The organism is Neptunitalea lumnitzerae, assembly GCF_027924185.1.
GTDB lineage: Bacteria > Bacteroidota > Bacteroidia > Flavobacteriales > Flavobacteriaceae > Neptunitalea > Neptunitalea lumnitzerae.
Map to the genome: position 1 here is coordinate 354,435 of NZ_BRVO01000003.1, position 25,151 is coordinate 379,585.

Here is a 25,151-nt window from a genome sequence, read left to right on the forward strand (position 1 = left end):
CAAACCGGTTAAATTTTGGTTGAAGAACAGTTATTTATAGCGGCATTACAAAACAAAGAAACCCAAAACAGGGCGTTTCAGCAATTGGTATCTCAATACAAAGAACGTTTGTATTGGCATATCAGACGTATAGTGCTTAACCATGACGATGCTGATGATGTGTTGCAAAACACCTTTGTAAAAATATACCGTAACATACATAACTTTAAAGGGGAAAGTGCTTTGTTTTCATGGATGTATAGAATAGCTACTAATGAGTCGCTTACATTTTTAAAACAAAAAGCAAAAATGGCCAACATAACCGATGAAGAGTTACAAAATAGCTTGGTACAAAATTTACAGGCAGACAGCTATTTTGAAGGAGAAGAAATACAATTGAAGTTACAGCAAGCAATAGCTAAGCTACCTGAAAAGCAACGATTAGTATTTAATATGAAATATTTTGAAGAGTTGAAGTACGAGGAAATGTCGCAAATTTTAGATACTTCAGTAGGCGCTTTAAAATCATCATATCATCATGCGGTAAAAAAATTAGAGGACTATCTTACAGAAGATTAAACCTTTTGACAAAAAAAACATCAAATTAGTGTAATGAAAAAAGATTTTTCACATAGCAAAAAAGATGGCTTTCAACTTCCTGATAATTACTTTGAGAAGTTTGAGGAAAACTTGATGCATACCATTACCCAAATAAAGCAACCTGCCGAGCTACCAAAAAGTAGTGGTTTTAAAGTGCCAGATGCTTATTTTGAAGATGTTGAGATTTCTATTTTAGCCAAAATAGAAACTGAAAATAAAGCTAAGTTCTTTACTTTTCAGAGAATTAAAAAGTTTGCATATAGTGCGGCAGCAATAGCAGTTACCGCTCTTATTGGTGTATGGGTATTCAACTCACGTACCATAACTAGCAACCAAACCCTTACCGCCACCGAATTAGAAACCATTATTGAAGAAGGCTACTTACCAGTAAACTCTTATGATGTGGGCGAAGTATTTAGCGACGAGATTTCAGATATTAGCATTACAAGCAACATGGTAAGTGATGAAGATATTATCGATTACCTTTCTATATACGATATAACACAAGATGAAAACTAAAAAATATATGAAGTTAAAAGTATTTATAGCATTATTCTTAGGCTTTATAGCAGTAGGCTGGGCACAAAAACCCGACTATAAAGAGAAAATAAAGACTATGAAAATTGCGTACATAACAGATCATTTGGGGTTAACACCAGAACAAGCTGAAAAATTTTGGCCGGTGTACAACAAATATGACGAGCGCATTTTTGAACTGCACCACGAAGAACGAAAAATTGTGAAACACCAATTGAATGAAGAAAGCATTGAAAAACTAAGTGAAGAAGAGGCGCAACAGTTAATAGACAGACTTATTTATCTGGAAAATGAATTACTAAAACAACACAAACAAATGAATGCCGACTTAAAAAAAATTCTCTCGGCAAAAGAAATTGTGTTACTTAAAAAAATAGAAGACGACTTTATGCGCGAACTCCTTTGGAAATTAAAAGGTAAAAAGGATAAAGGCGGAAAGCATTAAAAATGTTTATACTTTATAAGATTTGTTTTTAAATGATTATCAGAAGAAAAAGATGAAGTTGCCGCTTCATCTTTTTTTTATGTATTATTTCTTAAAAGTAAGCTTGGCAATAATAGCATTCCCCGCAGCATAGGCTACACTGTCGTTTAAAAAACGGAAGGTATAAAATGGTTCATCACTTAACTTTTTCCAATTTTGTCCTGCATTTTTACTATAGCTAATTCCGGTACGGCCTACGGCAACCAATTCATTAGCATTTCCGTTAGGCACATATTGCACACAACTTTTGTAGCCTACTCCATCGTTATTAGCTACAATTTTCCAAGTACGCCCACCATCTTCAGTAACAGCTTTATTATTTTCGTCTAGCCTGGTATCCACATAATCACCACCCACGGCAAAACCGTGCATACGATCATAAAAATCTATAGAAAAAATTCCGCTGCTTTCTTTACCACTTACAAACGGAGTTTCAAAAAGTTCCCAACTTGCCCCTTTATCTGGTGAATATAAGATAGCACTTCTGGCACCACCACTGGCAATCCAAGTTTCGTTACCATACACAACAATATTGGTATTGCTAGCTGCAAAAAAAGCCTCCTTATCTTTTATTTCAGGTACTATATCACAAGCTAATTTTTCCCAAGTGTTTCCGCCATCTCTGGTAATAATAATGCTAGCGCAGCCATCGGTGGCATCCCCTACGGCTATCCCCTCCATATCATTCCAAAATTTCATACTATCGTAAAACACATTTTCATGCACTTCGGTATATACCAATTCCATTTTCCCCTGTTTTCCGGTTTTGTATAATAAAGCAGGATTCCCTACACTAATCATAAAAAAGTCATTTTTAGTATGTGCCGTAGCTCTAAACTCAGGTTGTACCCCAACATATTCAATTTCATTACCCCGTACTTTACCGGTATTAGTATTAAACGTACCAAACACCCCACCGTCTCCTGCAAAGGCAACAGTAGCGCCATCGTTCATTAACTCTAAAGTACGTATGCTTACAGCATCTGTATATACAGGTGTAATGGCAACCTCTTTAAAATTATGCAGGGGAATTTCTTTTTTATTACACCCTACCATTGCAAGGAGTATTGCTACTAAAACACTAAACTTTCTCATTACTATTAACATACTATTAGGTCTACTTAAAATTAAGGTTAATATGGTATACAAACACTCCTTATAATTAAGTATTTTATGTTGTTTTCTAAGGTTAGAAAGATGCTGTTTATCTATGTATTTTCATAACACTTTAGCACAATTTTAAGATAAAACCTACAGAAATATGTTTGGTATTACTTTTTTAAGTATTTTTAAACCAAACCGTTTCCATGAAAAAACACTACCTACTACTAACCATACTTACCGCATGTTTTACTTATACTGCTACTGCCCAAGACTGGCAATGGATTAAGGCGGGGGGTTCGTCAAGTTCTAGCTTGTCTGCAACCACTCCAGAGGGCACCTTAGATATTGGTACCGATGCACAGCGTAATGTATATATTTTATCCAGACTCGCTGATGGAAATTCCACCACTATTGAAGGGAACCCAATACCGTACTATGGAGATTATGTAGGCAATGCAGACCATATTATTTCTAAATACAGTTGTGATGGTACCTACCAATGGAGTAGAGTTATTGGTGGCGGGGGCACGGAAAATATAGATGCTTTAGCCGTAGACCCTTCAGGAAATGTGTATGTTGCTGGAAACTTTGGAGGTTGTAACGGTTCTACAGGATATCCTAATCAAGTACATGATGTGGTATTGAATAATGAACCAGGAAACTGTACGCTACTCTTTATTGCCAAATTTGATACCAACGGAAATACCGTTTGGGTGAAAGAACCACAAGCTCCTACCACGGGTAGTAGTGCAGGTGCCGATACTCGGTCCTTTAATTTTGTATTGACAGATACTGGGGAGATTCATTGGTTGCTGTTTTTACCACCGGGAAGCTATGCCGATGGAGCATTTATCAATACCCAACCCGGGTCTAACTTTTTTATTTTTAAGTACGATCTACAAGGTAATTTTATAGAAGCGGTTCCCTTAACCATTGCAGTAAACGATAATGGCTATAAAACCAATCTAAAAATGTACCGCAATCCGTATTCGGGAAACTATGTTTTATCTAGTACCAAATCTACTGATCCTGCCACCATTTCTTTTGATAATGGAACACCGCTTACAAGTGGTGCACTCATTGCAGGATTTGATACTACAGGTCAGTTTTTATGGGTTCGTGAAAATACTTGGCAACAACAAGGTACTATCTTCTTTCATGGGATTGACTTTGATGTCAACAACGATATGTACATAGGGTTTAAAATGGTGGGGTATAATATGGATAATTTTTTAGGAGTTAGTACATCAGATAGTGGTATCCTAGGATTTGTTTTAAAAGCCAACAGTGACGCTAGTTCAGTATATTGGTCCACACATCATGATAGGACACCCAGTAATTTAGGAGATTTAATCTTATATAATGGTGATTTATACACCACCTTTTGGGCTACTGATTTATTAACTTGGGGAAATGTATCAGACCAGATTACCAGTTCTGTGGCAGACAACCCCAATGTGGTATTGGCTAAATTAGATGCTACCACTGGCAACTGCCTTATGGTAGACCATATAAATGGTACACCCGGTAATTATGACAATGGTTGGGCTCTTGAAATAGATACCGCAGGAGATTTGCTTGTAGGGGGGTATATTGGTTATGACATGTATGATGCCAATGGAGGGGCTACCTATAGTAATGGTGGTTATTCCGATTATTTTATTGCCAAATATGCCATGCAAGCTTGTCAGCCATTAAAAACAACCACAGTGATAGATGCAGGTATTGAGGTATACCCCAACCCCGCGCAAGATGCCTTACATATTACCACCCAAGAAGCCTTAACTTACAGCATTACTACCCTAGAGGGGAAACAACTGGCTACGGGTACCATAACTACTACCAACCCTACTATAGCAGTGGCACATTACCCAACGGGCATTTATCTAGTAACCTTTACAAAACCAAATGGTGCTACCCATACCACTAAGTTGGTGAAGGAATAAGTATCTTTCGGCTAGGCAAAAAAGGTATAATCGCAACCATCTAGTAACTCATTAAGCAAGAAGTTGGTGCATAGTTAACAACATTACACTAAAAGCAATACCTTTGCAACTCAATTAAGAGAATACATGAGATTACACAGAAACTTAGTGTTTGCCGTAATAGACGGATTAAACCTTATTTTTAATGAAGGTGAGTATGCAGATAAAGTAGTGGAAAAACTACTTAAAAGAGATAAGCGCTGGGGGTCCAGAGATAGAGCTTTTGTAGCAGAAACAACGTACGACATTGTACGTTGGAAACGCTTATATGCCGAAATAGCCGAGGTTAGAGAACCATTTGACAGAGAAAATTTGTGGCGCATATTTGCTGTATGGGCTACCTTAAAAGGTATTAACCTACCCGATTGGAAACAATTGGCAGGTACCCCAACACGCCGTATTAAAGGGAAGTTTGATGAACTTTCTAAAACTAGAAAGTTAAAAGAATCGGTACCCGATTGGTTAGATGCGCTTGGTGAAAAAGAATTAGGAAATGCTGTTTGGACTAAAGAGTTACATGCTCTTAACCAACAAGCTGATGTAATTTTAAGAACCAATACCTTAAAAACTACAAAGAAAGACTTACAACATATTTTAGCTGAGAGTGAAATAAAAACATCGTTTTTAAAAGCTTACCCTGATGCATTGGTATTAGAGGAACGCACCAATGTTTTTACCACAGATGCGTTTCAGAATGGGTTGTTTGAAGTACAAGATGCTTCTTCACAAAAAGTAGCTGCCTTTTTAGAGGTTGCACCAGGCATGCGTGTAGCAGATACTTGTGCAGGTGCCGGAGGAAAATCGTTACACTTGGCGGCTCTTATGCAAAACAAAGGGCAAATAATTGCCATGGACATTTACGAGAATAAACTAAAAGTTTTAAAGCGCCGTGCTAAAAGAAATGGTGCTCATAATATAGAAACCCGTTGGATAGAGAATACCAAAGTAATTAAAAAGTTACACAATTCTTTAGACCGTGTGTTAATAGATGCGCCGTGTAGTGGTTTAGGGGTGTTGCGAAGAAATCCGGATGCTAAATGGAAACTGCAACCTGAGTTTTTAACCGAAATTAAAAAAACGCAACAGCAAATTTTACAAGACTATGCCAAAATGGTAAAGCCAGGAGGTAAATTAGTGTATGCTACATGCTCGGTGCTTCCATCGGAAAATCAAGAACAGGTTAAAACCTTCTTAACATCGGAAAGTGGAAAAGACTTTACCTTTGTAAAAGACGAGAAAGTATTGGCACATAAAAGTGGATTTGATGGCTTTTATATGGCATTACTAGAAAGAAAAACAAACTAATTAGTTGAGATTAAGATTGAATGCAAATGAATAAAAAATTACTTTTTTTAAGTACCCTTTTGTTGGCTACGGTAACAGGCTATGCCCAAATACCAACCGGATATTATGACACCGCCACTGGTTTAACAGGATATACCTTAAAAACCCAACTGAAGAAAATAATAGACGATGTAAATGATTCTGACATTACCACAGAATACCTACACAACGACCAAGGATACAATGCTATGGATAGTTTTATTAGTATGTATGACCTTGACACCTATTATGAAAACGACAATAGTATTTTAGACCCATACTCGGAAAACCCTAATGGTACAGACCCTTATAACTACACTCCTACCTCAGATGAATGTGGTAACTACAATTCTGAAGGTGATTGTTATAATAAGGAACACGTAATTCCACAATCGGTTTTTAGTCAGGCTTCTCCAATGAGAGGCGATGCGCACCACTTATTACCTACCGATGGTAGAGTAAATGGTTTTAGAAGTAACTACCCTTTTGGAATAGTAAATGATAATAATTTGGTATCGCAAAGTGGTATTAGCAACCCAACACAAAACGGGTCTAAGCTAGGTGGTAACTTAAACAGTGGTGTTTCTGCTGGTTATACCGGAACCGTATTTGAACCTATTGATGAATTTAAAGGCGATATTGCTCGTATTTATTTTTATTTTATTACCCGTTATGAAGATCAGGTAAGCAACTGGTCGTCTTACGATATGTTTAACGGAAGTTCCGATCAAGTTTTAGACGAGCCTTTCTTAAGCATTTTATTAGCTTGGAATGCACAAGATCCCGTTTCGCAAAAAGAAATAGATCGTAATAACAACATTTACAACTATCAAGGGAATAGAAATCCGTTTATAGATCATCCTGAATATATCAATGAAATTTGGGGAGGTGGTTCCACTACCGATACTACTCCACCAAGTACTCCGGTGATTTCAGCAGTAAACCAACAAGCCGGACCAACCTTACAGGTAACCTGGGGTGCTGCTACCGATAACGTAGGCGTTACAGCCTATGAAGTATATATGGATGGTACATATGTAGGAACTACGAGTAATACATACTACACCACCGCCCTAGTAAGTTATGAAACGGTATATTGTTTTAATGTATATGCAGTAGATGCTGCCGGAAATACATCTAACGCAAGTACCCAAGTTTGCTTTATGACAACTGCTGATAACGGTACTACAGCAAGCGAATTATTGTTTACTGAATATATTGAAGGAAGTGGTAGTAACAAAGCCCTAGAAATAGGAAACTTTACAGGTACCGCGGTGAGTCTTGATGATTATAGCATTCAGTTAAGTGCTAATGGAAATGCCGGATGGACAGCCTCTTACAACTTCCCTTCTGGTGCTAGCATAGCCCATGGCGATGTGTATGTTATTGGTAACGGTGGTTTAACCGTTTGTACCTCTGAAACAGACGATTTAAACAATGCCATTACCGGATTTAACGGGAATGACGCTATTGGATTATTCAAAAACGGTGCATTGATTGATATTATTGGTGAATTAGGAAACAGTAGCAACTTTGCACAAAACACAACCTTAGTGCGTAATGAATCTATTTCGTATCCTAATACTACGTATACACCATCAGAGTGGAACACCTTTGCATCTAACACCTGCTTTTTAGGGTCGCATACGATGGTGTTTTTAGGTACCGATGCGGTAGCATTAGACAAAGCGTCTATTAGCTTATACCCTAACCCGGTACACGGTACGGTTGTAAACTTTGATATTCCACAAAATATTACCGTTACACAAATAGATTTCTATTCAGTATTAGGTAAAAATGTTTTAAGCGTTCAATCCATACGCAATCATCAAGTATCTATAGCGAACCTATCAAAAGGCATCTATCTGGTACAGTTACAAACCTCAGCAGGTGCTGTAACCAAAAAACTGGTGATCAAATAATATAGAAAAAGGCTTCCTAACGGAAGCCTTTTTTATTTCTACTAAATAGTTTACTTACTTACAGCTTTCACGTCTGCGGGTATCTACTAGGTAAATTATTTTCCATCCTTCTTCGGTTTTTAAAAACTGAAAAGAATTAACCCCACAATGGCTAAATTCTCCATTCAAATAAAACTCATAAGGCGTCCAAGCATTTGCCATATCACCATCTACTCGAATATCATAATTTAAAATACGTTCTTCAAACGTAACATTATCGGGTATACTTCCTATAGATTTTACAAAAGTCTCATAGGTTTCGTTGTGCAATTGGGTAGCACCAGTTTTATCTTTAGCAATACTTTGCAACTCTACATAGCCATAGGCAAAAGCACGTAACGCCACAGTATCTTGTGCATGAAAGGCTTTAAAAAACTCCTTTACCGTATCGGTTACTTCTTTCTTTTGGGTGTCTTGCGCTTTCATGCTTCCTGTTAGCATCACAGAAATACAAACAAACAATAGGTATTTCATAATTTAACGGTTTTAAAAATTACAATTTAGTATTTTTGCTCGAATTTTTAAGATAAAAACAATGTCTGTCGCAAAAAAAGAATATAAAAGAATAACGGTAAAGTCGTTAGGAGAAATGAAAGCACACGGAGAGAAAATTTCTATGCTTACAGCTTACGACTATACCATGTCTAAAATATTAGATAATGCAGGCTTAGACGTAATGTTGGTAGGAGACTCTGCCAGTAACGTTATGGCCGGGCACGAAACTACCCTACCTATTACCCTAGACCAAATGATATACCATGCCTCTTCGGTTGTTAGAGGTGCAGAAAGAGCTTTAATTGTAGTAGACTTACCATTTGGTAGTTACCAAAGTGACCCAAAAGAAGCGTTACGTTCTGCTATTAGAATTATGAAAGAAAGTGGTGCACACGCTATTAAATTAGAAGGTGGTAAAGAAATTAAAGAATCTATTAAGCGTATCTTAAACGCAGGTATTCCGGTAATGGGACATTTAGGACTAACACCACAATCTATTTACAAATTTGGAACGTATACCGTACGTGCTAAAGAAGAAGCGGAAGCTGAGAAATTAAAATCGGATGCCAAGCTTTTAGAAAAAATGGGATGTTTTGCCGTGGTATTAGAAAAAGTACCTGCTAAATTAGCCAAAGAAGTTGCCGAGAGTTTAACCATTCCGGTAATTGGTATTGGTGCGGGTAACGGCGTAGACGGACAAGTGTTAGTAGTACACGATATGTTAGGGATGACACATGAATTTAATCCACGTTTTTTAAGACGTTACTTAAGTTTATATGACGAAATGACCAATGCCGTAGGGCAATATGTAGCAGATGTAAAATCTAAAGACTTCCCTAGCGATAACGAACAATACTAAATGAATACAGCACAGGAAATTATAACACAATTACAACTGGAGGCGCATCCGGAAGGTGGTTTTTTTAGAGAAACCTATCGCAGTGAAGAAACCATTGCAGAAAATCACCTTTCTGATGCTTTTTCTGGTAGTAGAAATGTAAGTACCTGTATTTATTTTTTATTACGCTCTGAAGATTTCTCTGCCTTTCATAAAATCAACCAAGATGAAATTTGGCATTTTTATGAAGGAAGCACTATACAGCTAGTGATGATATCGGATACCGGAGAGGCGTCTGAAGTACACATAGGTAACAATTTTAGCAAAGGCGAAGTACCGCAATTTGTAGTACCTAAAAACTATTGGTTTGCCGCTAAGGTATTAGCTACAGATGCTTATGCTCTAGTGGGGTGTACCGTTGCTCCTGGCTTTGACTTTAGAGATTTTGTACTTCCTACACGTGCAGAACTAGTGGCACAATTTCCGCAACACAAAACCCTTATTACCCAATTTACAAACGCTTAACTATGGCTACCAAAACAATATCTACCAAACATAACCTTCAGGTTTTGTATGAAGACAATCATATTATTGTGATTAACAAACGTGCGGGCGATATTGTGCAAGGTGATAAAACCGGAGATAAGCCGCTATCTGAAGTAGTAAAGGAATATATTAAAGACAAATACAACAAACCTGGCAATGTATATTTAGGGGTAGTACACCGTTTAGACCGCCCTACCACAGGTATTGTGCTGTTTGCAAAAACATCTAAAGCGCTCCCTAGACTAAACAAATTATTTGCAGGTAAGGAAGCCGAAAAAACGTATTGGGCTTTGGTAAAAAATCAACCTCCTAAAACTACTGATAGGTTGGTTCATTTTTTAAAGCGCAACCCCAAACAAAACAAATCATACGCACATAGTAAAGAAGTGCCAGATAGTAAAAAGGGCATACTATCATACACCATGCTTAAAAAATTAAATGCGTATTATTTATTAGAAATAGCGTTAGAAACAGGACGTCATCATCAAATACGTTCTCAATTAACTGCCATTGGCTGCCCTATTAAAGGCGATTTAAAATATGGGTTTGACCGTAGTAACCCAGATGGTAGCATTCATTTACACTCTCGTAAACTACATTTAATTCATCCTGTTAGTAAAGAGGCTCTAACCATAGTTGCCCCTGTACCAGAAGAAAATTTGTGGCAAGCCGCAGAAAAAGCATAATAAACTAAGGTTAAATTGGTTATATTTATAGCACGCATAAAAAACCAAAACAACCTAGATGAAAATTGTAACCCTAATTTTTACTGTATTACTTGCCGTAAACAGCTATGCCCAAGACCAGCTTACCGATAAAGAAATTTGCAAATTATTAAAGGCAAAAAAAATAATTTGGGATACAGACCCCTATGATGAGTACGATACCTCTGCGGCACAGATACAACTACGTACCAATAAAAAATGGGGGCTTTTCAACATCAATAGAGCTAAAGATGAACTTTGGACCGAGGATTACTTTCGGGCAGATACACTAGCTCCTGCTATTTTTGATTCGATAGGATGGTTTTCTGAATACAACTTTAAATATACTATTGTAAAAAAAGACGATGCATACGATATTTTCCTGTACCCTATTGAAGTACATAATGCCTTAGAAAAATTAACCTTTCCGTTTGAAGCTATTAAAACCATCCGAATTCCAGAGGAAGAAGAAGATCCTTTTGAACTAAGACCATTGCCGTTCCTAGTAGTAAAAGAAAAGGGCAAATGGGGGCTCATAGATTGGTTTGATAAAATCTATATTGTTCCGCCTATATACAACACCTATCAAGAGGTTCCGCTTACTGTAATGAATTCATATGAATTAGAAGAACTAGAAGCAACCAGACAAATTTTAAATGCCGACCTAATAGAACATGATAACCAAAATGGAGACGGCGCACTTATAGCTAGAAACAAAGACACCAAAAAATGGGGTATGTATCAGGTTTTTGTGTATAGTGAAAGTTATAGAACCCTAATACCTGCCGCTTATGATAAAATTGATTTTTTTGATTGGAACGGTAGTTTTACAGGTGTGTTTAAAAATGGCAAAGTAGGTATTTACCTTTCTAGTTGGCAATATGATGAAGCTGCCAAAGAAACCGTACCCTGCATCTATGACAATTATGCTAAGGTTACCATTACCGATACACAAACTGGTAGACAACAACTGTACTTAGCCATGCAAAAACAAGGCAAATGGGGTTGGGTAGATTGGCTTACCGGAGAAGAAAAATCAGCCTTCACATATGCTTCTCAATCAGAAATGCCAACACCTACCTATGTACAAAAATATTTTATAGAGTAGCTGTGCTACTATTAAAATAGCACAGGTGGTATTTTTAATAGTATTTTATTCAAAAGCTTAAAGACATAGATTACCTAACGAATATAGTGCGCTGCTTTTTCTTGTATAATTTCAGCTACAGGTCGGTTTTGTATGTTACTTTCTAACCACGAAATAATATCTAAATATAAGAACGCACGTTTTTCATACGGATGATCTTCATAGGGTTTTAAGCGCTCGTGTAATTTTATAAACTCACGTTTTAACTCATGCGGATAAATATTACCTAAGTTTCTTAAAAACTTAATCATTTCTTTTTGCACCGCATGCAAATCGTTCATCTTAATTAAAAACTTATACGTACTTCTTAACTGCACCTCTAAATGATAGTCCATACCTGCTTCGTAGTGTGCTACCAAACTTAGTACTCTGGCAAAACACATTAAATCTTCCCGCATGGTAAGGTTCTTATTATCTATAATAAGTTTCAGGTATTTAATACACATTTTATTATTCCCCATACCAAAATACATACAAGCTATCTTATAATAAAAAATCATAATATGGTGCTCGTCAATAGAGTTTTTATGTGTATCTATCTGTTCTAAGACCTCTCCTATCAAATGCTCTCCCTCAGCAAACCTACCTTCCATAAAATGAAAGTTAAAACGGTTATTGTATAAGTAAATAAAACTTAGCGATTGCACATTCTCATTTCGGGGAAAATCGGGTAATGCAATGGTTTCTTCCAAACGCTCCAATGCCATTTTAAAATACGATCTGTATTTTACCAATTGCAGGCACTCCATCAAATAATTATTCCCCTTTAAAAACCATACAGGGTTTAAATAAATCATCGATGGATTTTCGTAAAACATATCTACCCATTTGGTAGCATATTTATAACACGATAAAAAATCTTGAATTAAAAACGAATACCATAAATGCGATTTATACACCCAAAGTTTCTCCCTAAAATCTAAATCTTCTATATCATACTCAGGTAATCGGGCATTAAAATATGCTGTGATATTGGTAATATCTTCATCACTTTTTGCATATCCCATTTTAAGCATTAACCCATATAATTGTAATGACAGGTTAGATAATTTACTAGCCAGTACATTCTTCTGGCTAATTTCTTTAGCCTGTACAACAAGCTCATCTGCCCTACCGCTTATACTACGTGTAATGTATTGCGATTCTATTATTTTTTCAAGTTCAATAACCTCATACGCTAAGTTTTTCTCTTGGTTATCTAACGCCATGTGCTTTGCCTTATCCAAAATTTTCAAACTCTGCTTATACAGTCCTTTTTGGTATAAAATGGTACCAAAGTCTATTTGCTCACGTAACTGAATACGAATATCCTGATTTACCGGATTTAAGCGTAAACTCACCAAAATCTGCTTGTACAAGTGTGCTTTTAAATTAGATAGTTGTTGTTTTTTAACAATACCACTTTTTAAAATAGCACTTTCATCATAGCTCTTTAATTTGTCTAACAAATTAAACAACGCCAAGAATTTTGCATTGGCATTTACTCCTAACCGATTTACATACAGTTTAAACTGTCGTTTTTCAGACTTGGAAAGGGACTTTACCAGTATGAATAAGTTGTCTTTTGAAGCGTTAGTCATCGTATGAAATATATTTTTAAAATACTGAAAACCAGTAAATTAAAATATTATTTTTTATTTTTAGCATTGTAACCTTTTTGCACGTGTAAGCACAGGTATCGGATACAACATTTATTTTCGTATCTATATTATAAAATTAATGTTAAATAATCGACATGAGCATTGAAAAAGTACAAATCTTCGACACTACCTTAAGAGATGGCGAGCAAGTCCCTGGCTGCAAGTTAAATACCCAACAAAAATTGGTTATAGCACAGCGACTGGATGAACTGGGGGTAGATGTCATAGAAGCAGGTTTTCCTATCTCAAGTCCCGGTGATTTTAATTCGGTCAACGAGATAGCTAAGATAGTAAAAAATGCCACGGTCTGTGGTTTAACAAGAGCAGTAAAAAAAGATATTGAAGTTGCTGCCCAAGCCCTTAAAAATGCTAAAAAACCACGTATTCATACAGGTATAGGAACCTCAGAATCTCACATAACTCATAAATTTAAAGCATCAAAAGACGAAATTTTAGAAAGGGCTGTAAATGCCGTTGCTTACGCTAAAACCTTTGTAGATGATGTGGAGTTTTATGCAGAAGACGCCGGCCGTACCGATAATGAATTTTTAGCATTAATATGTACCGAGGTGATTAAAGCAGGTGCAACTGTGCTTAACATACCAGACACTACCGGATATTGCTTACCAGAAGAATACGGAAACAAAATAAAATACCTTAAAACCCACGTACAAGACATAGACAAGGCTATTTTAAGTTGCCATTGCCACAACGATCTTGGGTTGGCTACCGCTAACTCTATTGCAGGGGTTATTAACGGAGCTAGACAAATTGAATGTACCATTAACGGTATTGGAGAGCGTGCCGGAAATACTTCGTTAGAAGAAGTAGTTATGATTTTGCGTCAGCACCCATACTTAAACTTAGATACTAATATTAATACCAAGTTACTGTACAGTACCAGCAGAATGGTATCTGAAGGCATGGGTATGCCGGTACAACCAAACAAAGCCATTGTAGGTTCTAATGCCTTTGCACACAGCTCTGGTATTCACCAAGATGGGGTAATTAAAAACCGTGAGACATACGAAATTATTGACCCAGAAGAAGTTGGTGTAACAGAATCGGCTATTGTATTAACAGCAAGAAGTGGTAGAGCCGCATTGGCTTACCGTGCTAAAAAAGTAGGGTATGAACTTACCAAGTCGCAATTAGACATTGTATACGAAGAGTTTTTAGTTTTTGCCGATAAGAAAAAAGAAATTCTTGATGAGGACATTCACCAAATCATGGAAATTCACAAAATAGATATTAAAGCAACCGCTTAATTATAACAATGAAAAAGACATTATTTGATAAAGTTTGGGATAGCCATGTGGTAGATACCGTACCTAATGGACCCCAAATTTTGTATATAGACAAACATTTAATCCATGAGGTTACAAGCCCTCAGGCATTTAATGAATTGGAACAACGTAACATTCCGTTGTTTAGACCCGACCAAGTAGTAGCCACGGCAGACCATAATGTACCAACAGAAAATCAGCATTTACCAATTGCCGATGCACTTTCTAAAAATCAGGTAGAGCAGCTTACTAAAAACTGCGAAAAGCATGGGGTTACCTTATACGGTTTAGGGCATAAATACCAAGGTATTGTACACGTAATGGCTCCGGAACTTGGTATTACCCAACCAGGTATGACAATGGTTTGCGGAGATAGCCACACCTCTACCCATGGTGCCTTTGGTACTATTGCTTTTGGTATTGGTACTAGCCAGGTAGCACAAGTATTTGCCAGCCAATGTTTATTGCTGCAAAAACCTAAAAGCTTACGTGTAAACGTAAATGGTAAATTGGCTAAAGGGGTATTACCTAAAGATGTAATTTTGTATATCATTTCTAAAATAGGTACCAACGCCGGTACTGGTTATTTCTGCGAATATGCAGGTAATGTATTTGAAGAAATGAGTATGGAAGGTCGAATGACGGTTTGTAACATGAGTATTGAAATGGGAGCTCGTGGCGGTATGATTGCTCCAGATGAAACCACCTTTGAATACGTAAAAGGAAAAGAATTTGCTCCTAAAGGGGAAGAATTTGATAAAAAAGTAGCGTACTGGAAAACCTTACCTACCGATGAAGGTGCTGTATTTGATAAAGAATATAGTTTTGATGCGGAAGACATTGCCCCTATGGTTACCTATGGTACCAACCCGGGAATGGGTATTAAAGTAAGCGGACACATACCTGCGGATATTAAAGATGCCTCTTTTGAGAAATCTTTACAATACATGGGCTTTGAGAAAGGAGAATCTTTATTAGACAAAGCGGTAAACTATGTGTTTATTGGTAGTTGTACCAACTCTAGAATTGAAGATTTTAGAATTGTTGCCGACTATATTAAAGGAAAACAGAAAGCCGAAAATGTAAATGCGCTTATTGTTCCGGGGTCTCAGCAAGTGGCAAAACAAATTAGAGAAGAAGGACTTACCGAGGTGTTTGAAGCTGCGGGCTTTAAAATTAGACAACCAGGATGTTCTGCTTGTTTAGGTATGAACGAAGACAAAGTACCGGCAGGAGAATATTGTGTATCTACTTCTAACAGAAATTTTGAAGGTAGACAAGGCCCTGGTGCACGTACCATTTTAGCAAGTCCGCTAATGGCTGCTGCTACGGCAGTAAACGGAAAAATTACCGATATAACTAAACAATTGAATTAACATGGAAAAGTTTGTAAAATTAACTACAACCGCCATTCCATTACCTATAGAAAATATAGATACGGATCAGATTATCCCGGCTCGTTTTTTAAAGGCCACCAACAAAATTGGGTTTGGTGACAACCTTTTTAGAGACTGGAGATATGACAAAGACAACAACCCAAAAGAAGACTTTGTTTTAAACAATACCACCTACACCGGTAGTATTTTAGTTGCCGGAGATAACTTTGGTTGTGGTAGTAGTAGAGAGCATGCTGCCTGGGCTTTAACCGATTACGGTTTTAAAGTAATTGTATCTAGCTACTTTGCTGATATTTTTAAAGGAAATGCGTTAAATAATGGGTTATTACCTATTCAAGTTACGCCTGAATTCTTACATTTGATTTTAGACGCCGTACAAGCCAAACCAGAAACACAAGTAACGGTAGACCTTGAAAAACAAACCATTAGCTTTAACGAAGCTTCTGAAAGTTTTGAAATAGACGCCTACAAAAAAATGTGTATGATGAATGGGTATGACGATATAGATTTCTTAATTAGTAAAAAAGAACAAATAGAAGCTTTTGAAGCTGAAAAAGCATAAAGGTGTATGAAGTTTAAAATTGCATTATTAGCCGGAGACGGTATAGGGCCAGAAGTTACAGAACAGGCGGTAAAAGCGTTACAAGCCATTGGCGACTTACACGGGCATACGTTTGAGTTTGAAGAAGCACTAGTTGGTGCTATTGCTATTGACGAAACAGGAGACCCGCTACCCGAAAAAACACTGGAGATATGTAGAAATAGTGATGCGGTATTATTTGGTGCTATTGGAGACCCTAAGTACGATAACAACCCCGATGCAAAGGTAAGACCTGAACAAGGACTTTTAAAACTTAGAAAAGAGTTAGGGTTGTTTACCAACATTAGACCTGTAAAGGCGTACCCTACCTTAATAGATAAATCGCCTCTTAAAAAGGATATTATTGAAGGTACCGATATGGTTATTTACCGTGAGTTAACCGGCGGTATTTATTTTGGCGAAAAGAAACTAAGTGAAGATGGTACCGTTGCCTCTGACCTTTGTGAATATAGCGAAGCAGAAATTGAGCGTATTACACACCTTGCGTTTAAAGCTGCCAGAACAAGAAAGAAAAAAGTAACCTTGGTAGACAAAGCCAATGTACTAGAGTCGTCTAGGTTATGGAGACGTGTGGTTACCAACATTTCTAAAAGTTATGAAGATGTAGCTTTAGACTTTTTATTTGTAGATAACGCAGCCATGCAGATGATTTTAAACCCAAGTCAGTTTGATGTGATTCTAACCGAAAATATGTTTGGTGATATTATTTCTGATGAAGGTAGTGTTATTGGCGGTTCTATTGGTTTATTAGCTTCGGCTTCTGTAGGAGAAAAAAGCGCTATGTTTGAGCCTATTCACGGCTCGTACCCACAAGCAACAGGTAAAGACATAGCTAACCCTATTGCTTCTATTTTAAGTGCCGCAATGCTACTTAGCCATTTAGGGTTACATGAAGAAGCCTTTGTAGTAAACAAAGCCGTAGAGCGTGCTTTAGAAAAACAAGTAGTAACTTCAGACCTGAACAAAGAAAGTACCTATGGTACCAAAAGTGTAGGAGAATATATTGCAAATACCATTGTAAATATTGATGAAGAAACCACCAACATCAACCAAGAGAATATAGATTTTGGAAGATCTACTATTATCTAGTTTTCCAAAAAAATAAACACATAGAAACCGATTCTGAAAAGAGTCGGTTTTTTTTGTGATTAATTTAGTGGGTGGTGGAGGTTATGAAATTTATGGATTAACCATAACTTCTAAGAAGGTGGTTATAGGTTTGAATTCCTGAGTTTTTAATTGTTCTAAGTGGAGTGTTTATTATTTTCCTTTTTCAAATATTACATTTCAGCCTAAATGAAATAATAGTCCTTTTTTGATTATTAAAGTATCTATTTTAAGAAGTTCATTAATTCTTTAAACTCTCAACCATTACAATAGATTTTTCTTTTTTCGTTCCGTCATCATTGGCGTGAAAGCTCTATCCTCTCGCAGGAATAAGGATTGCAATGTGCTTGAACTTGAATTGGGTTATTTCTCATAAATTTCATCTCTTACGTAACTTGCATTTAACCAAAAACAATGCTTTGTGAATTTTGTTAATCCCGTTAGTTTGTCTGCAATTGGTAAGCCATAAGTGTCTCCTGCATTTCTTGCGTGTGGTCTGACGTGACTAATTCTATTTTCCGTTTTCTTGGGGAAATAGGTCTTTCGGACACCTTTATCAGTTACTTCTTTTACAATTTTACCCTTAGAAACGGTTGTTTTCATTTTATCCCATACAGATTTTGCTTCTGTAATGTCTGATTGCGACATATTCCAAAACTTCACTTTTCTTAAAATTAAACTCTCACCTTCAAATTGATAGAAAACAAAGAAAAACTTGCTTTCTAAAATGTTTTTGAAATATGAATCCTCCCAATCTGTTTCAATTAATTCTTCATATTCAAAAGTTGGAAATGAAATATCTTCTTTTGGCAAATCGTTTTCTTTAAGACGAACAGTTTTAACCCTAATATCAGCCTTTTCAAATTCCTCTATTTTCTGTCCAAGTTCAAGACCTAATATGGCATTCGTCAAGCTAGCAAAATAACTTTTAGCTTTTTGATTTAATTTCAAACCTAATTCTTGTTCAATTTGTTTTGCTGATTTTCCATAAAAAAGTTTAAATTTTGAAATGACAACATCTTCGATAGATTGCACTTCATCAAGAATTTCAGGCTTTTCAATTAATTTTCCATAAACGGCAGTTTCTTCTTGGGCGATGTTAGCAATTATATGATTTACATATCCTTGCTTTAGTGAGTAAGCTCTTTGTTTGGCTTTTTCTTTATTAAAAGGTTGTTCTCTGTATGATTTTAAAGCTGTTGAACCTTTTGTACAAGCACCAAGATAAAATGTGTCTCCTTCTGATAATTCGTGTGCTTTTCCGTCTTTTATTTTTTGATTTATGGTTTCCCAATCGTGTTTGATTATTTTCAAATCTTCGTTTGGGTATTGCCAACCGTCAACTAATTTTATAAGGTAATCAAGCAAGTCTAAATCTTTATCGTGCAGATAAAACACTAAAAGTAAATGAGCATTTTTCTTCCAAAACGAGCTATTTTCAAAATCCTCATTAAATACTTCTAAATAGTTAATAATATTTAAGACAAGCCTTTCTTTGGAGCGAAATTCACCATTTCTCAAAATTTTTAAAGGACTTGATTTAAGCTCTAATCCTGCTTCCTTGAAATCAGGTTCTGCATCAGAATTTGGTTCGTAACCGAAATAGAACTTCTCTAATATTTGACCAAAATTGCCTTTCCCTTTGTAACCGTGTTTTTCAATTTCTTCCCCGCAAGCTTGTCTTAACGTTTTATTTTTTAAGTTTTTAGCAAATTCAATTATTGAGTCTACTGAATTTATATCAAAATTGTCTTTGTTATTCATTTGGTGTGACATCTACAAAATCTAATAAATTATTTTCCTGATTAAATCTGTATTGAATTAGTTTTACGTTATTCCATTCAGTAGAAACAGATGGTCTTACTCCTTTAATAAATTTACGTTCAACATTTTCAAGATAAGTTTCTAAAGCTTCATCTGTATAGCTAAAACCGAGCATAAAAGCTTTGATCATACTATAATCACCATATGCATACTCATTTTTTATCCAATCAACATATTTCATCAATTGTAATATATCTTGAGAATTAATTTCGTCTCTTTTAATTTCTACTACTAAATAATCTGAAATAGTTGGATTTTGATTTTCTATATATTTATAACCAAAGACATCCATTTTATCCATATAGTCAACAGGTTTAAATGGTGAAGCAATCACTTGATGAGAAATATAATCCCAAGAACCGAATATATTAACGGTGTTCTCAAAGTTGTTTGTAATCTGGTAGATAAGAGATGCCTCAATAGCCATTTCGTGTCTTAAACTACCGTTTTGGTTATTTATAGTATTTAAGAAGGGTGCTATGTTTAATTGGTAATCAATATTGTTGTTTGTTTTTTCTCTAATTAAATCATGATTAATTAGATAGTTACTTTCAAATGTATTGGTATTATCAGGATTATTAATAGCATCAATATTCCTTCGTAATATTATATCTTTGAATGCTTGATTTTCGGTATCTGAAAACTTAATAAAACTTAATTTCCAAAAGGCTCTTAAAATTTTAAATTTTTCTGGAGCAGAAGATAATGTTTCATCCATATCAATTCCATTTTGAAAAAAAAATGGAAAAGGTTCAAATGTGCAAACAAATCTATTGTTTACACTATTTTCTCCATTATCAAAGAGCAAATCATTTTGAATGTCAAAATAATCTTGATTATTAGGTGAATTGGCGTTAGGATAGTTTAGAAATTTACAACTACCATTTATGTTTATCAATTGACCAATTCCATAAATTTTTCTCTCGAAAAAAAAGTAGACATTATCTCCTTCTTTCATAGAGCAATAATCGGTAAAGGTTCCTTCGTGTTGAATTCTCCAAATATTATTATTTGGGGGTGATATTAAAGTTGAGTAAACTCCTAAATTTATAAATTCGATTAGTGATTCTATACTATTTAAACTAAATAAATACCCTGCCATTAAAAATTCATCTGTTTATAAAGTTCTTCTCCAATTCTTTCAATTATACCAACTACTAAAGCATTTCCCATAAAAAATGCTCGCTTTGTGTCTGTAATTCCTTCCAACTTAGTATGGTCATCTGGAAACATATTTAATCTTTCTAATTCAATTGGTGTTAATCTTCTTAAACCTCTATCAGAAACTACTACGTGCTTAAATCTTGAAGGTGATTTTCCTCCTTCACCGGTTATAATAGTTCTTGAAGCATTGTCTAAAGCATCTGGGTAGATCATTCCGCCTTCACTATAATTGTATTCAAATCCGTCCTTAGTTCTTCTTTTTTCTTTTTTACCACCTTTTAGGTATTCCCATTTTGGTTTATCATTTTCGTTAATGAAAAATTCAGATGTTACTTCTCCATTTTGTAGAATGTCTCCTAAAACAGTTCTTTTACCATAGTAATTAGGTTCTGTTTTAGTTGTAAAAACTTTACCATTAACTAAAAGTCCAGTATTCTGGAAAGGTGATAACTTCCCTGCTTTGTTAAAATTTTCTGTAATTTCAACTAAATCTCCTTTTAATTCAAATTTTTGTAGCGAATTTGTAATGCCTACCGGGAAAGCCTTTGCGATAGTTCCTTCTTCAAGCAACCAATCAATTTTCTTAGATTTTTTTAGATTCTTATAGGCTTCTGTCGATTTATGATAACCAATTATAAAAATACGTCTTCTTCTTTGTGGCATACCATATTCGGCTGCATTTATTACACGCCATTCAACTGCATACCCTAATTCATTTAGACTTTGAAGCATTACAGCGAAATCACGGCCTCTCTGATTTGCTGGAGATTTTAAAAGTCTATCAACATTTTCTAAAAAAAGATATTTTGGTTTATTCTTTTTCTCATCTAAAATTCTATGGATAGACCACCATAAAACACCTTTTTTTCCTGTAAGCCCTTTTGAATTATGTAAAGTTGTTGCTACTGAATAATCTTGACAAGGAAATCCTCCACATAATAGATCATGGTCTGGTATTTCCTGAGTAGGTACAGTTGCTATATCTTGATTAGAATGATTTACCTTTCCAAAACGAGCCTCATAAACCATTGAAGCGTGTTGTATCTTAGTTGAAGGTTCCCATTGGTTACTCCAAACAACTTCGTAATTACTTTTTTCAAGTCCAAGACGGAAACCACCAACACCTGCAAACAACTCTACTACCTTTACCTTCTTATTTTCCATTTTCTTGGCTTTTATAATATTTAATTTTTTCTTCAGCTACTTTTAAAATCTCAGAAGTTGATTCAGTATATTTTAGTTCATCTGCTATCTTTTCTGAATACCAATCGATGACTAGCTCACTTTCAGAAAGCTCATAAAACTTAGCTAGTCTTACGATTTGCTCCAACGTAGGCTTTCTCTCATTCTTCTCAAACTTACTAATTAAGGACTGGTCTATATCTACTTCAGCAGCTACCTTCCTAAGAATAAGTCCTTTTATCTCCCTAGCATCCTTTAAAGTTTCTCCTAGTGTTTTCATTAGACAAAATTGTTTTAGACAAACATTGTCCAAATATAAAAAAACATTTTGGTCTATCAATGATTAGTTCAAATTATTTTTTCGGGTAGTAATTAAAAGTTGAAAATTCGGTTCTCGATACAATTTTGTTCCGTTTCACTACACAAAATCACTCGAATTGACGCATTACTAACTTCAACACCTATTCTTAACACCACAATCTTATCAAATTTTCACTTGAATTGATGGTCTTGAAATTCAAGCTCGGCATTATTCAAACGTCTTAGAAGAATTAGACGTTAATTTATTTAATTCTGCCAATTCTTTTTTAGTTAAGTTTCTATACTGCCCAACCGGTACATCTAATTGAATATTCATAATACGAATACGCTTTAACTGTGTTACCTCATAATTAAGGTATTCGCACATTCTTCTAATTTGTCGGTTAAGTCCTTGGGTTAGCACAATTCTAAACTGATACTTACTCACCTTCTCCACTTTACATTTACGGGTAACTCTACCCAAAATAGGAATACCCCCTCCCATACGTTTTATAAAATCATCGGTAATAGGTTTATCAACGGTTACCAAGTATTCTTTCTCGTGGTTATTGCGGGCTCTTAATATCTTATTTACAATATCGCCATCGTTGGTTAAAAATATAAGTCCTTCACTAGGCTTATCTAACCTTCCAATAGGAAAAATACGTTCCGGGTAATTAATATAATCTATAATATTGTTTTTCTCTACTCGGGTATCGGTAGTACATACAATACCAACAGGCTTGTTAAAGGCCAAATAAACAAACTCTTTATTTCCCTTTTGTACTTCCTTACCATCTACACAAATGGTATCTTTAGGGAGTACTTTAGTTCCCATTTCTGGTACGCTTCCATTAATTGTTACCCTTCCCTGCTCAATTAGTTTATCGGCAGCTCTACGAGAACAATATCCTATTTCACTTAAATACTTATTTATTCTTTTTGGTTCAGACACAGTCTTCCTATTTTAATTCTTCTCTATCTATTCTCTATGGCTTCAATAGCCTCTTTAAAATCAATAGCCTCTACTTCTTTAAAAAAGTCAATAGGCTTATCATGCGGTAAAAAGTCAGATATAATACGCACTATAAAATCATCTTTCTTTTTTAAATGCATAAACGTATAATCTTCCATATTTACCAAAGTACCTATGGTTAAATCTGTTGTTTTTACAAACTTATCAGACGTTAACGAAAACAAACAAGGCAATTTTGTTTTAGAGGGTTCTACCTTAATACTTCCATTTTCAAAAAGTTGCCCTTCGTACCCGTATAAAGATCCTGCGGTTACCTCAACTGGTTTTCCTAGTTGTAGGCTTTCAGGTAAAATAGCACTTTTACCAATTACAGCCGCAAACCCTAGTAATACGGTAACATCAGACTCGGGTAAAGTCATCATTGTTTTGGCAATACTTTCCCTACCAATACCGCATACCATTACATGGTATTCATGCTTTAAATCTGTAAAACGTGCTAGTGCCGTTAAGGTTTTCTCCTTCTCTATTTCCATAGGAGTAAGAATGGTTACCTTCATAATCAATAATTTTTGCTAAAGTATAATAAAATTATCAGCAACCTATTATACAATATTCTATATTTGAGCGGTAAAACACGCTATAGTGTTACTACTTATGTAAATGAAACCGGCATTTTTCGTATGGGCAATACTAATAGGAATTAGTTGCCTGCAAGCTCAAAATACTACTATAAAGAGTGGTGAAAAATTAGTGTACACAGCATCTTATAACATGAGCGGATTAATGACCTCTTTTGCAGAGGTTGTGATGGCAGTAGAAAAAGTACCCGAAAAAAACCTTTTTCACTTAAATTGTACCGCTACTACATACACCAAATGGGATACTTATTTTAAAATACGCGATCAATACCAATCGTATGTAAATACAAGTACATTAAAGCCTATTTTGTATTACCGAAACATTAATGAAGGCGGCTATACTAAAAGTGAAAAGTATATTTTTGATTATAAAAATAAAAAAGTACAAGCCACTTTTAAACGCAAAAATACCCCAGAGCAAAAGAAAGAGGTTGCTATTACTTTAAACACCAGTGATGCTATTGCTACCTTGTATCAGCTAAGAAATATTGATATTAGCAAAGCCAAACCTGGTAATAAAGTAACCCTCACCATTATTTTTGACCAAAAGGAGTATGAAGTGGTGTTTAACTATTTAGGCAAAGAAACCATAACCACAGATGCCCTAGGCAAAAAAGAGTGTTATAAATTAGCGGTATATGCCAATACCAATAAATTAAAAGGTACCAATGCCAACTTAATTTATGTAACAGCAGATGAAAAAAAGATTCCCGTACTTATTAAATTTAACATACCCGTAGGTACAGGTCAAATAAAATTAAAAAGTGCGAGTGGCATTTAATGACTAACTCGCAAACTATTACATCTAAAACAATTATGAGAAGAATTTTTAGTATAAGCTCCGTTTTACTAACCCTATTTTGTATTGCAAACCTATTTTTACCTTTGGGCAGCTTACCTGTTATATTTGCTGCCTTGGCACTTATATTGGCCATCATTTTATTATTTCTTTCTAAAACAAAATTTAAAAAGAACCTACCGAAAGTATTAATTGTGTTAAACGTGGTACTTACGGGTATTTTTATTGCTAAACCAATAATTTTTAAAGACGAAACTCAAATAGATACAACCACGGAACAAGAGCGTGAAAAAATAAAATTGGATGCCAATTTAGAATTAGAACTGTTGGAACAAGAGGGTATTATAAATAATGAATTTCTTAGTCCTGAAGAAGTAGATAGCGTTCGTAATAAAATTATAGACACCGTACAAAAAGTACTAAAGCAAACTAAAGAACTAGAAAAACCAGTTCCTTCTAATTCTGCTAAGGAAGAAGAAATTCAATTTGAGCAACCCACCTTTAAATAATTTCGTTTCTGTATGATATCTGCTT

The 25,151-nt window shown here is 35.4% G+C and carries 25 protein-coding genes; 16 read left to right on the forward strand and 9 right to left on the reverse strand.

Going from position 1 to position 25,151, the window contains the following annotated elements; genetic code table 11:
* Nucleotides 1–12: 12 nt before the first annotated feature.
* From Y10_RS13950 to Y10_RS13960, 3 genes are read left to right on the forward strand one after another with little or no spacing between them, the layout of a single operon-like run.
* The gene (locus Y10_RS13950) at nt 13–558 is read left to right on the forward strand and encodes an RNA polymerase sigma factor (RefSeq protein ID WP_408733626.1); all 546 of its coding nucleotides are present in this window, start codon (nt 13–15) and stop codon (nt 556–558) included.
* Between the two features lie 33 nt (nt 559–591).
* The gene (locus Y10_RS13955) at nt 592–1,098 is read left to right on the forward strand and encodes a hypothetical protein (protein ID WP_281766022.1); all 507 of its coding nucleotides are present in this window, start codon (nt 592–594) and stop codon (nt 1,096–1,098) included.
* Between the two features lie 7 nt (nt 1,099–1,105).
* Nucleotides 1,106–1,561: a hypothetical protein gene (locus tag Y10_RS13960; RefSeq protein WP_281766023.1), complete on the forward strand. Its 456-nt coding sequence runs from the start codon at nt 1,106–1,108 to the stop codon at nt 1,559–1,561.
* A gap of 84 nt (nt 1,562–1,645) precedes the next feature.
* On the opposite strand, the gene Y10_RS13965 is transcribed toward Y10_RS13960, so the two are convergent.
* Nucleotides 1,646–2,695 carry a WD40/YVTN/BNR-like repeat-containing protein gene (locus Y10_RS13965; protein WP_281766024.1) on the reverse strand — a complete coding sequence of 350 codons (1,050 nt, stop codon included), beginning with the start codon at nt 2,693–2,695 and terminating at the stop codon, nt 1,646–1,648.
* A 212-nt stretch (nt 2,696–2,907) separates the two neighbouring features.
* On the opposite strand from Y10_RS13965, the gene Y10_RS13970 reads away from it, so the two are divergent.
* The 3 genes from Y10_RS13970 (at nt 2,908) to Y10_RS13980 (ending at nt 7,934) form a co-directional block, all read left to right on the forward strand.
* Nucleotides 2,908–4,650, forward strand: a complete 1,743-nt coding sequence (locus Y10_RS13970) for a T9SS type A sorting domain-containing protein (protein WP_281766025.1) — start codon at nt 2,908–2,910, stop codon at nt 4,648–4,650.
* A 126-nt stretch (nt 4,651–4,776) separates the two neighbouring features.
* A complete protein-coding gene (locus Y10_RS13975; RefSeq protein WP_281766026.1) occupies nt 4,777–5,994 on the forward strand; it encodes an RsmB/NOP family class I SAM-dependent RNA methyltransferase in 1,218 nt (405 codons plus the stop codon).
* Between the two features lie 26 nt (nt 5,995–6,020).
* A complete protein-coding gene (locus Y10_RS13980; protein ID WP_281766027.1) occupies nt 6,021–7,934 on the forward strand; it encodes an endonuclease in 1,914 nt (637 codons plus the stop codon).
* Nucleotides 7,935–7,988: 54 nt separating this feature from the next.
* Here Y10_RS13980 and Y10_RS13985 read toward each other — a convergent pair whose 3' ends face one another.
* A complete protein-coding gene (locus Y10_RS13985) occupies nt 7,989–8,447 on the reverse strand; it encodes a Cif family virulence factor (RefSeq protein ID WP_281766028.1) in 459 nt (152 codons plus the stop codon).
* Nucleotides 8,448–8,508: 61 nt separating this feature from the next.
* Here Y10_RS13985 and panB point away from each other — a divergent pair, with 61 nt between their 5' ends.
* Genes panB through Y10_RS14005 form a run of 4 tightly spaced genes read left to right on the forward strand, consistent with a single transcriptional unit; the run spans nt 8,509 to nt 11,664 of the window.
* Nucleotides 8,509–9,327, forward strand: a complete 819-nt coding sequence (panB, locus tag Y10_RS13990) for a 3-methyl-2-oxobutanoate hydroxymethyltransferase (RefSeq protein WP_281766029.1) — start codon at nt 8,509–8,511, stop codon at nt 9,325–9,327.
* Nucleotides 9,328–9,831 (forward strand): cupin domain-containing protein, encoded by a 504-nt coding sequence (locus tag Y10_RS13995; RefSeq protein ID WP_281766030.1) that lies wholly within the window; start codon nt 9,328–9,330, stop codon nt 9,829–9,831.
* Between the two features lie 2 nt (nt 9,832–9,833).
* The gene (locus tag Y10_RS14000; protein ID WP_281766031.1) at nt 9,834–10,538 is read left to right on the forward strand and encodes an RluA family pseudouridine synthase; all 705 of its coding nucleotides are present in this window, start codon (nt 9,834–9,836) and stop codon (nt 10,536–10,538) included.
* 58 nt (nt 10,539–10,596) lie between these two features.
* Entirely contained in the window at nt 10,597–11,664 is a 1,068-nt protein-coding gene (locus tag Y10_RS14005; RefSeq protein WP_281766032.1) for a hypothetical protein, read from the forward strand.
* Nucleotides 11,665–11,738: 74 nt separating this feature from the next.
* On the opposite strand, the gene Y10_RS14010 is transcribed toward Y10_RS14005, so the two are convergent.
* Complete coding sequence (locus Y10_RS14010) at nt 11,739–13,283, reverse strand: hypothetical protein (RefSeq protein WP_281766033.1); 1,545 nt, start codon at nt 13,281–13,283, stop codon at nt 11,739–11,741.
* A gap of 155 nt (nt 13,284–13,438) precedes the next feature.
* Between Y10_RS14010 and Y10_RS14015 the strand changes: the two genes are divergently transcribed.
* From Y10_RS14015 to leuB, 4 genes are read left to right on the forward strand one after another with little or no spacing between them, the layout of a single operon-like run.
* On the forward strand, nt 13,439–14,611 hold the full coding sequence (locus Y10_RS14015) for a 2-isopropylmalate synthase (protein WP_281766034.1): 1,173 nt from the start codon (nt 13,439–13,441) through the stop codon (nt 14,609–14,611).
* An 8-nt stretch (nt 14,612–14,619) separates the two neighbouring features.
* On the forward strand, nt 14,620–16,005 hold the full coding sequence (leuC, locus tag Y10_RS14020) for a 3-isopropylmalate dehydratase large subunit (RefSeq protein WP_281766035.1): 1,386 nt from the start codon (nt 14,620–14,622) through the stop codon (nt 16,003–16,005).
* A 1-nt stretch (nt 16,006) separates the two neighbouring features.
* Nucleotides 16,007–16,588 (forward strand): 3-isopropylmalate dehydratase small subunit, encoded by a 582-nt coding sequence (gene leuD / locus Y10_RS14025; RefSeq protein ID WP_281766036.1) that lies wholly within the window; start codon nt 16,007–16,009, stop codon nt 16,586–16,588.
* A 6-nt stretch (nt 16,589–16,594) separates the two neighbouring features.
* On the forward strand, nt 16,595–17,716 hold the full coding sequence (leuB, locus tag Y10_RS14030; RefSeq protein WP_281766037.1) for a 3-isopropylmalate dehydrogenase: 1,122 nt from the start codon (nt 16,595–16,597) through the stop codon (nt 17,714–17,716).
* Nucleotides 17,717–18,097: 381 nt separating this feature from the next.
* Here leuB and Y10_RS14035 read toward each other — a convergent pair whose 3' ends face one another.
* The 6 genes from Y10_RS14035 to Y10_RS14060 form a co-directional block, all read right to left on the reverse strand.
* A complete protein-coding gene (locus Y10_RS14035; RefSeq protein WP_281766038.1) occupies nt 18,098–19,498 on the reverse strand; it encodes a Sau3AI family type II restriction endonuclease in 1,401 nt (466 codons plus the stop codon).
* Nucleotides 19,491–20,660, reverse strand: a complete 1,170-nt coding sequence (locus Y10_RS14040) for a hypothetical protein (protein ID WP_281766039.1) — start codon at nt 20,658–20,660, stop codon at nt 19,491–19,493. The genes Y10_RS14035 and Y10_RS14040 overlap by 8 nt, the downstream gene beginning before the upstream one ends.
* On the reverse strand, nt 20,660–21,886 hold the full coding sequence (dcm, locus tag Y10_RS14045) for a DNA (cytosine-5-)-methyltransferase (protein ID WP_281766040.1): 1,227 nt from the start codon (nt 21,884–21,886) through the stop codon (nt 20,660–20,662). The genes Y10_RS14040 and dcm overlap by 1 nt, the downstream gene beginning before the upstream one ends.
* A complete protein-coding gene (locus Y10_RS14050) occupies nt 21,876–22,184 on the reverse strand; it encodes a helix-turn-helix domain-containing protein (RefSeq protein ID WP_281766041.1) in 309 nt (102 codons plus the stop codon). Before Y10_RS14050 ends, dcm begins: the two co-directional genes overlap by 11 nt.
* A gap of 249 nt (nt 22,185–22,433) precedes the next feature.
* Nucleotides 22,434–23,159, reverse strand: coding sequence for a 23S rRNA pseudouridine(2604) synthase RluF (gene rluF / locus Y10_RS14055; RefSeq protein WP_281766042.1), 726 nt, complete (start codon nt 23,157–23,159; stop codon nt 22,434–22,436).
* 23 nt (nt 23,160–23,182) lie between these two features.
* Nucleotides 23,183–23,737 (reverse strand): hypothetical protein, encoded by a 555-nt coding sequence (locus Y10_RS14060; RefSeq protein WP_281766043.1) that lies wholly within the window; start codon nt 23,735–23,737, stop codon nt 23,183–23,185.
* A gap of 103 nt (nt 23,738–23,840) precedes the next feature.
* On the opposite strand from Y10_RS14060, the gene Y10_RS14065 reads away from it, so the two are divergent.
* Nucleotides 23,841–24,599: a DUF3108 domain-containing protein gene (locus Y10_RS14065; protein WP_281766044.1), complete on the forward strand. Its 759-nt coding sequence runs from the start codon at nt 23,841–23,843 to the stop codon at nt 24,597–24,599.
* A 35-nt stretch (nt 24,600–24,634) separates the two neighbouring features.
* Nucleotides 24,635–25,126 carry a hypothetical protein gene (locus tag Y10_RS14070; protein ID WP_281766045.1) on the forward strand — a complete coding sequence of 164 codons (492 nt, stop codon included), beginning with the start codon at nt 24,635–24,637 and terminating at the stop codon, nt 25,124–25,126.
* The last annotated feature ends 25 nt before the right edge of the window (nt 25,127–25,151 follow it).

Coding starts and splice junctions, on each gene's coding strand:
- Y10_RS13955 (WP_281766022.1), top strand. CDS start 592: ATGAAAAAAGATTTTTCACATAGCAAAAAAGATGGCTTTCAACTTCCT.
- Y10_RS13960 (WP_281766023.1), top strand. CDS start 1,106: ATGAAGTTAAAAGTATTTATAGCATTATTCTTAGGCTTTATAGCAGTA.
- Y10_RS13965 (WP_281766024.1), bottom strand. CDS start 2,695: ATGAGAAAGTTTAGTGTTTTAGTAGCAATACTCCTTGCAATGGTAGGG.
- Y10_RS13970 (WP_281766025.1), top strand. CDS start 2,908: ATGAAAAAACACTACCTACTACTAACCATACTTACCGCATGTTTTACT.
- Y10_RS13975 (WP_281766026.1), top strand. CDS start 4,777: ATGAGATTACACAGAAACTTAGTGTTTGCCGTAATAGACGGATTAAAC.
- Y10_RS13980 (WP_281766027.1), top strand. CDS start 6,021: ATGAATAAAAAATTACTTTTTTTAAGTACCCTTTTGTTGGCTACGGTA.
- Y10_RS13985 (WP_281766028.1), bottom strand. CDS start 8,447: ATGAAATACCTATTGTTTGTTTGTATTTCTGTGATGCTAACAGGAAGC.
- panB (WP_281766029.1), top strand. CDS start 8,509: ATGTCTGTCGCAAAAAAAGAATATAAAAGAATAACGGTAAAGTCGTTA.
- Y10_RS13995 (WP_281766030.1), top strand. CDS start 9,328: ATGAATACAGCACAGGAAATTATAACACAATTACAACTGGAGGCGCAT.
- Y10_RS14000 (WP_281766031.1), top strand. CDS start 9,834: ATGGCTACCAAAACAATATCTACCAAACATAACCTTCAGGTTTTGTAT.
- Y10_RS14005 (WP_281766032.1), top strand. CDS start 10,597: ATGAAAATTGTAACCCTAATTTTTACTGTATTACTTGCCGTAAACAGC.
- Y10_RS14010 (WP_281766033.1), bottom strand. CDS start 13,283: ATGACTAACGCTTCAAAAGACAACTTATTCATACTGGTAAAGTCCCTT.
- Y10_RS14015 (WP_281766034.1), top strand. CDS start 13,439: ATGAGCATTGAAAAAGTACAAATCTTCGACACTACCTTAAGAGATGGC.
- leuC (WP_281766035.1), top strand. CDS start 14,620: ATGAAAAAGACATTATTTGATAAAGTTTGGGATAGCCATGTGGTAGAT.
- leuD (WP_281766036.1), top strand. CDS start 16,007: ATGGAAAAGTTTGTAAAATTAACTACAACCGCCATTCCATTACCTATA.
- leuB (WP_281766037.1), top strand. CDS start 16,595: ATGAAGTTTAAAATTGCATTATTAGCCGGAGACGGTATAGGGCCAGAA.
- Y10_RS14035 (WP_281766038.1), bottom strand. CDS start 19,498: ATGAATAACAAAGACAATTTTGATATAAATTCAGTAGACTCAATAATT.
- Y10_RS14040 (WP_281766039.1), bottom strand. CDS start 20,660: ATGGCAGGGTATTTATTTAGTTTAAATAGTATAGAATCACTAATCGAA.
- dcm (WP_281766040.1), bottom strand. CDS start 21,886: ATGGAAAATAAGAAGGTAAAGGTAGTAGAGTTGTTTGCAGGTGTTGGT.
- Y10_RS14050 (WP_281766041.1), bottom strand. CDS start 22,184: ATGAAAACACTAGGAGAAACTTTAAAGGATGCTAGGGAGATAAAAGGA.
- Y10_RS14060 (WP_281766043.1), bottom strand. CDS start 23,737: ATGAAGGTAACCATTCTTACTCCTATGGAAATAGAGAAGGAGAAAACC.
- Y10_RS14065 (WP_281766044.1), top strand. CDS start 23,841: ATGAAACCGGCATTTTTCGTATGGGCAATACTAATAGGAATTAGTTGC.
- Y10_RS14070 (WP_281766045.1), top strand. CDS start 24,635: ATGAGAAGAATTTTTAGTATAAGCTCCGTTTTACTAACCCTATTTTGT.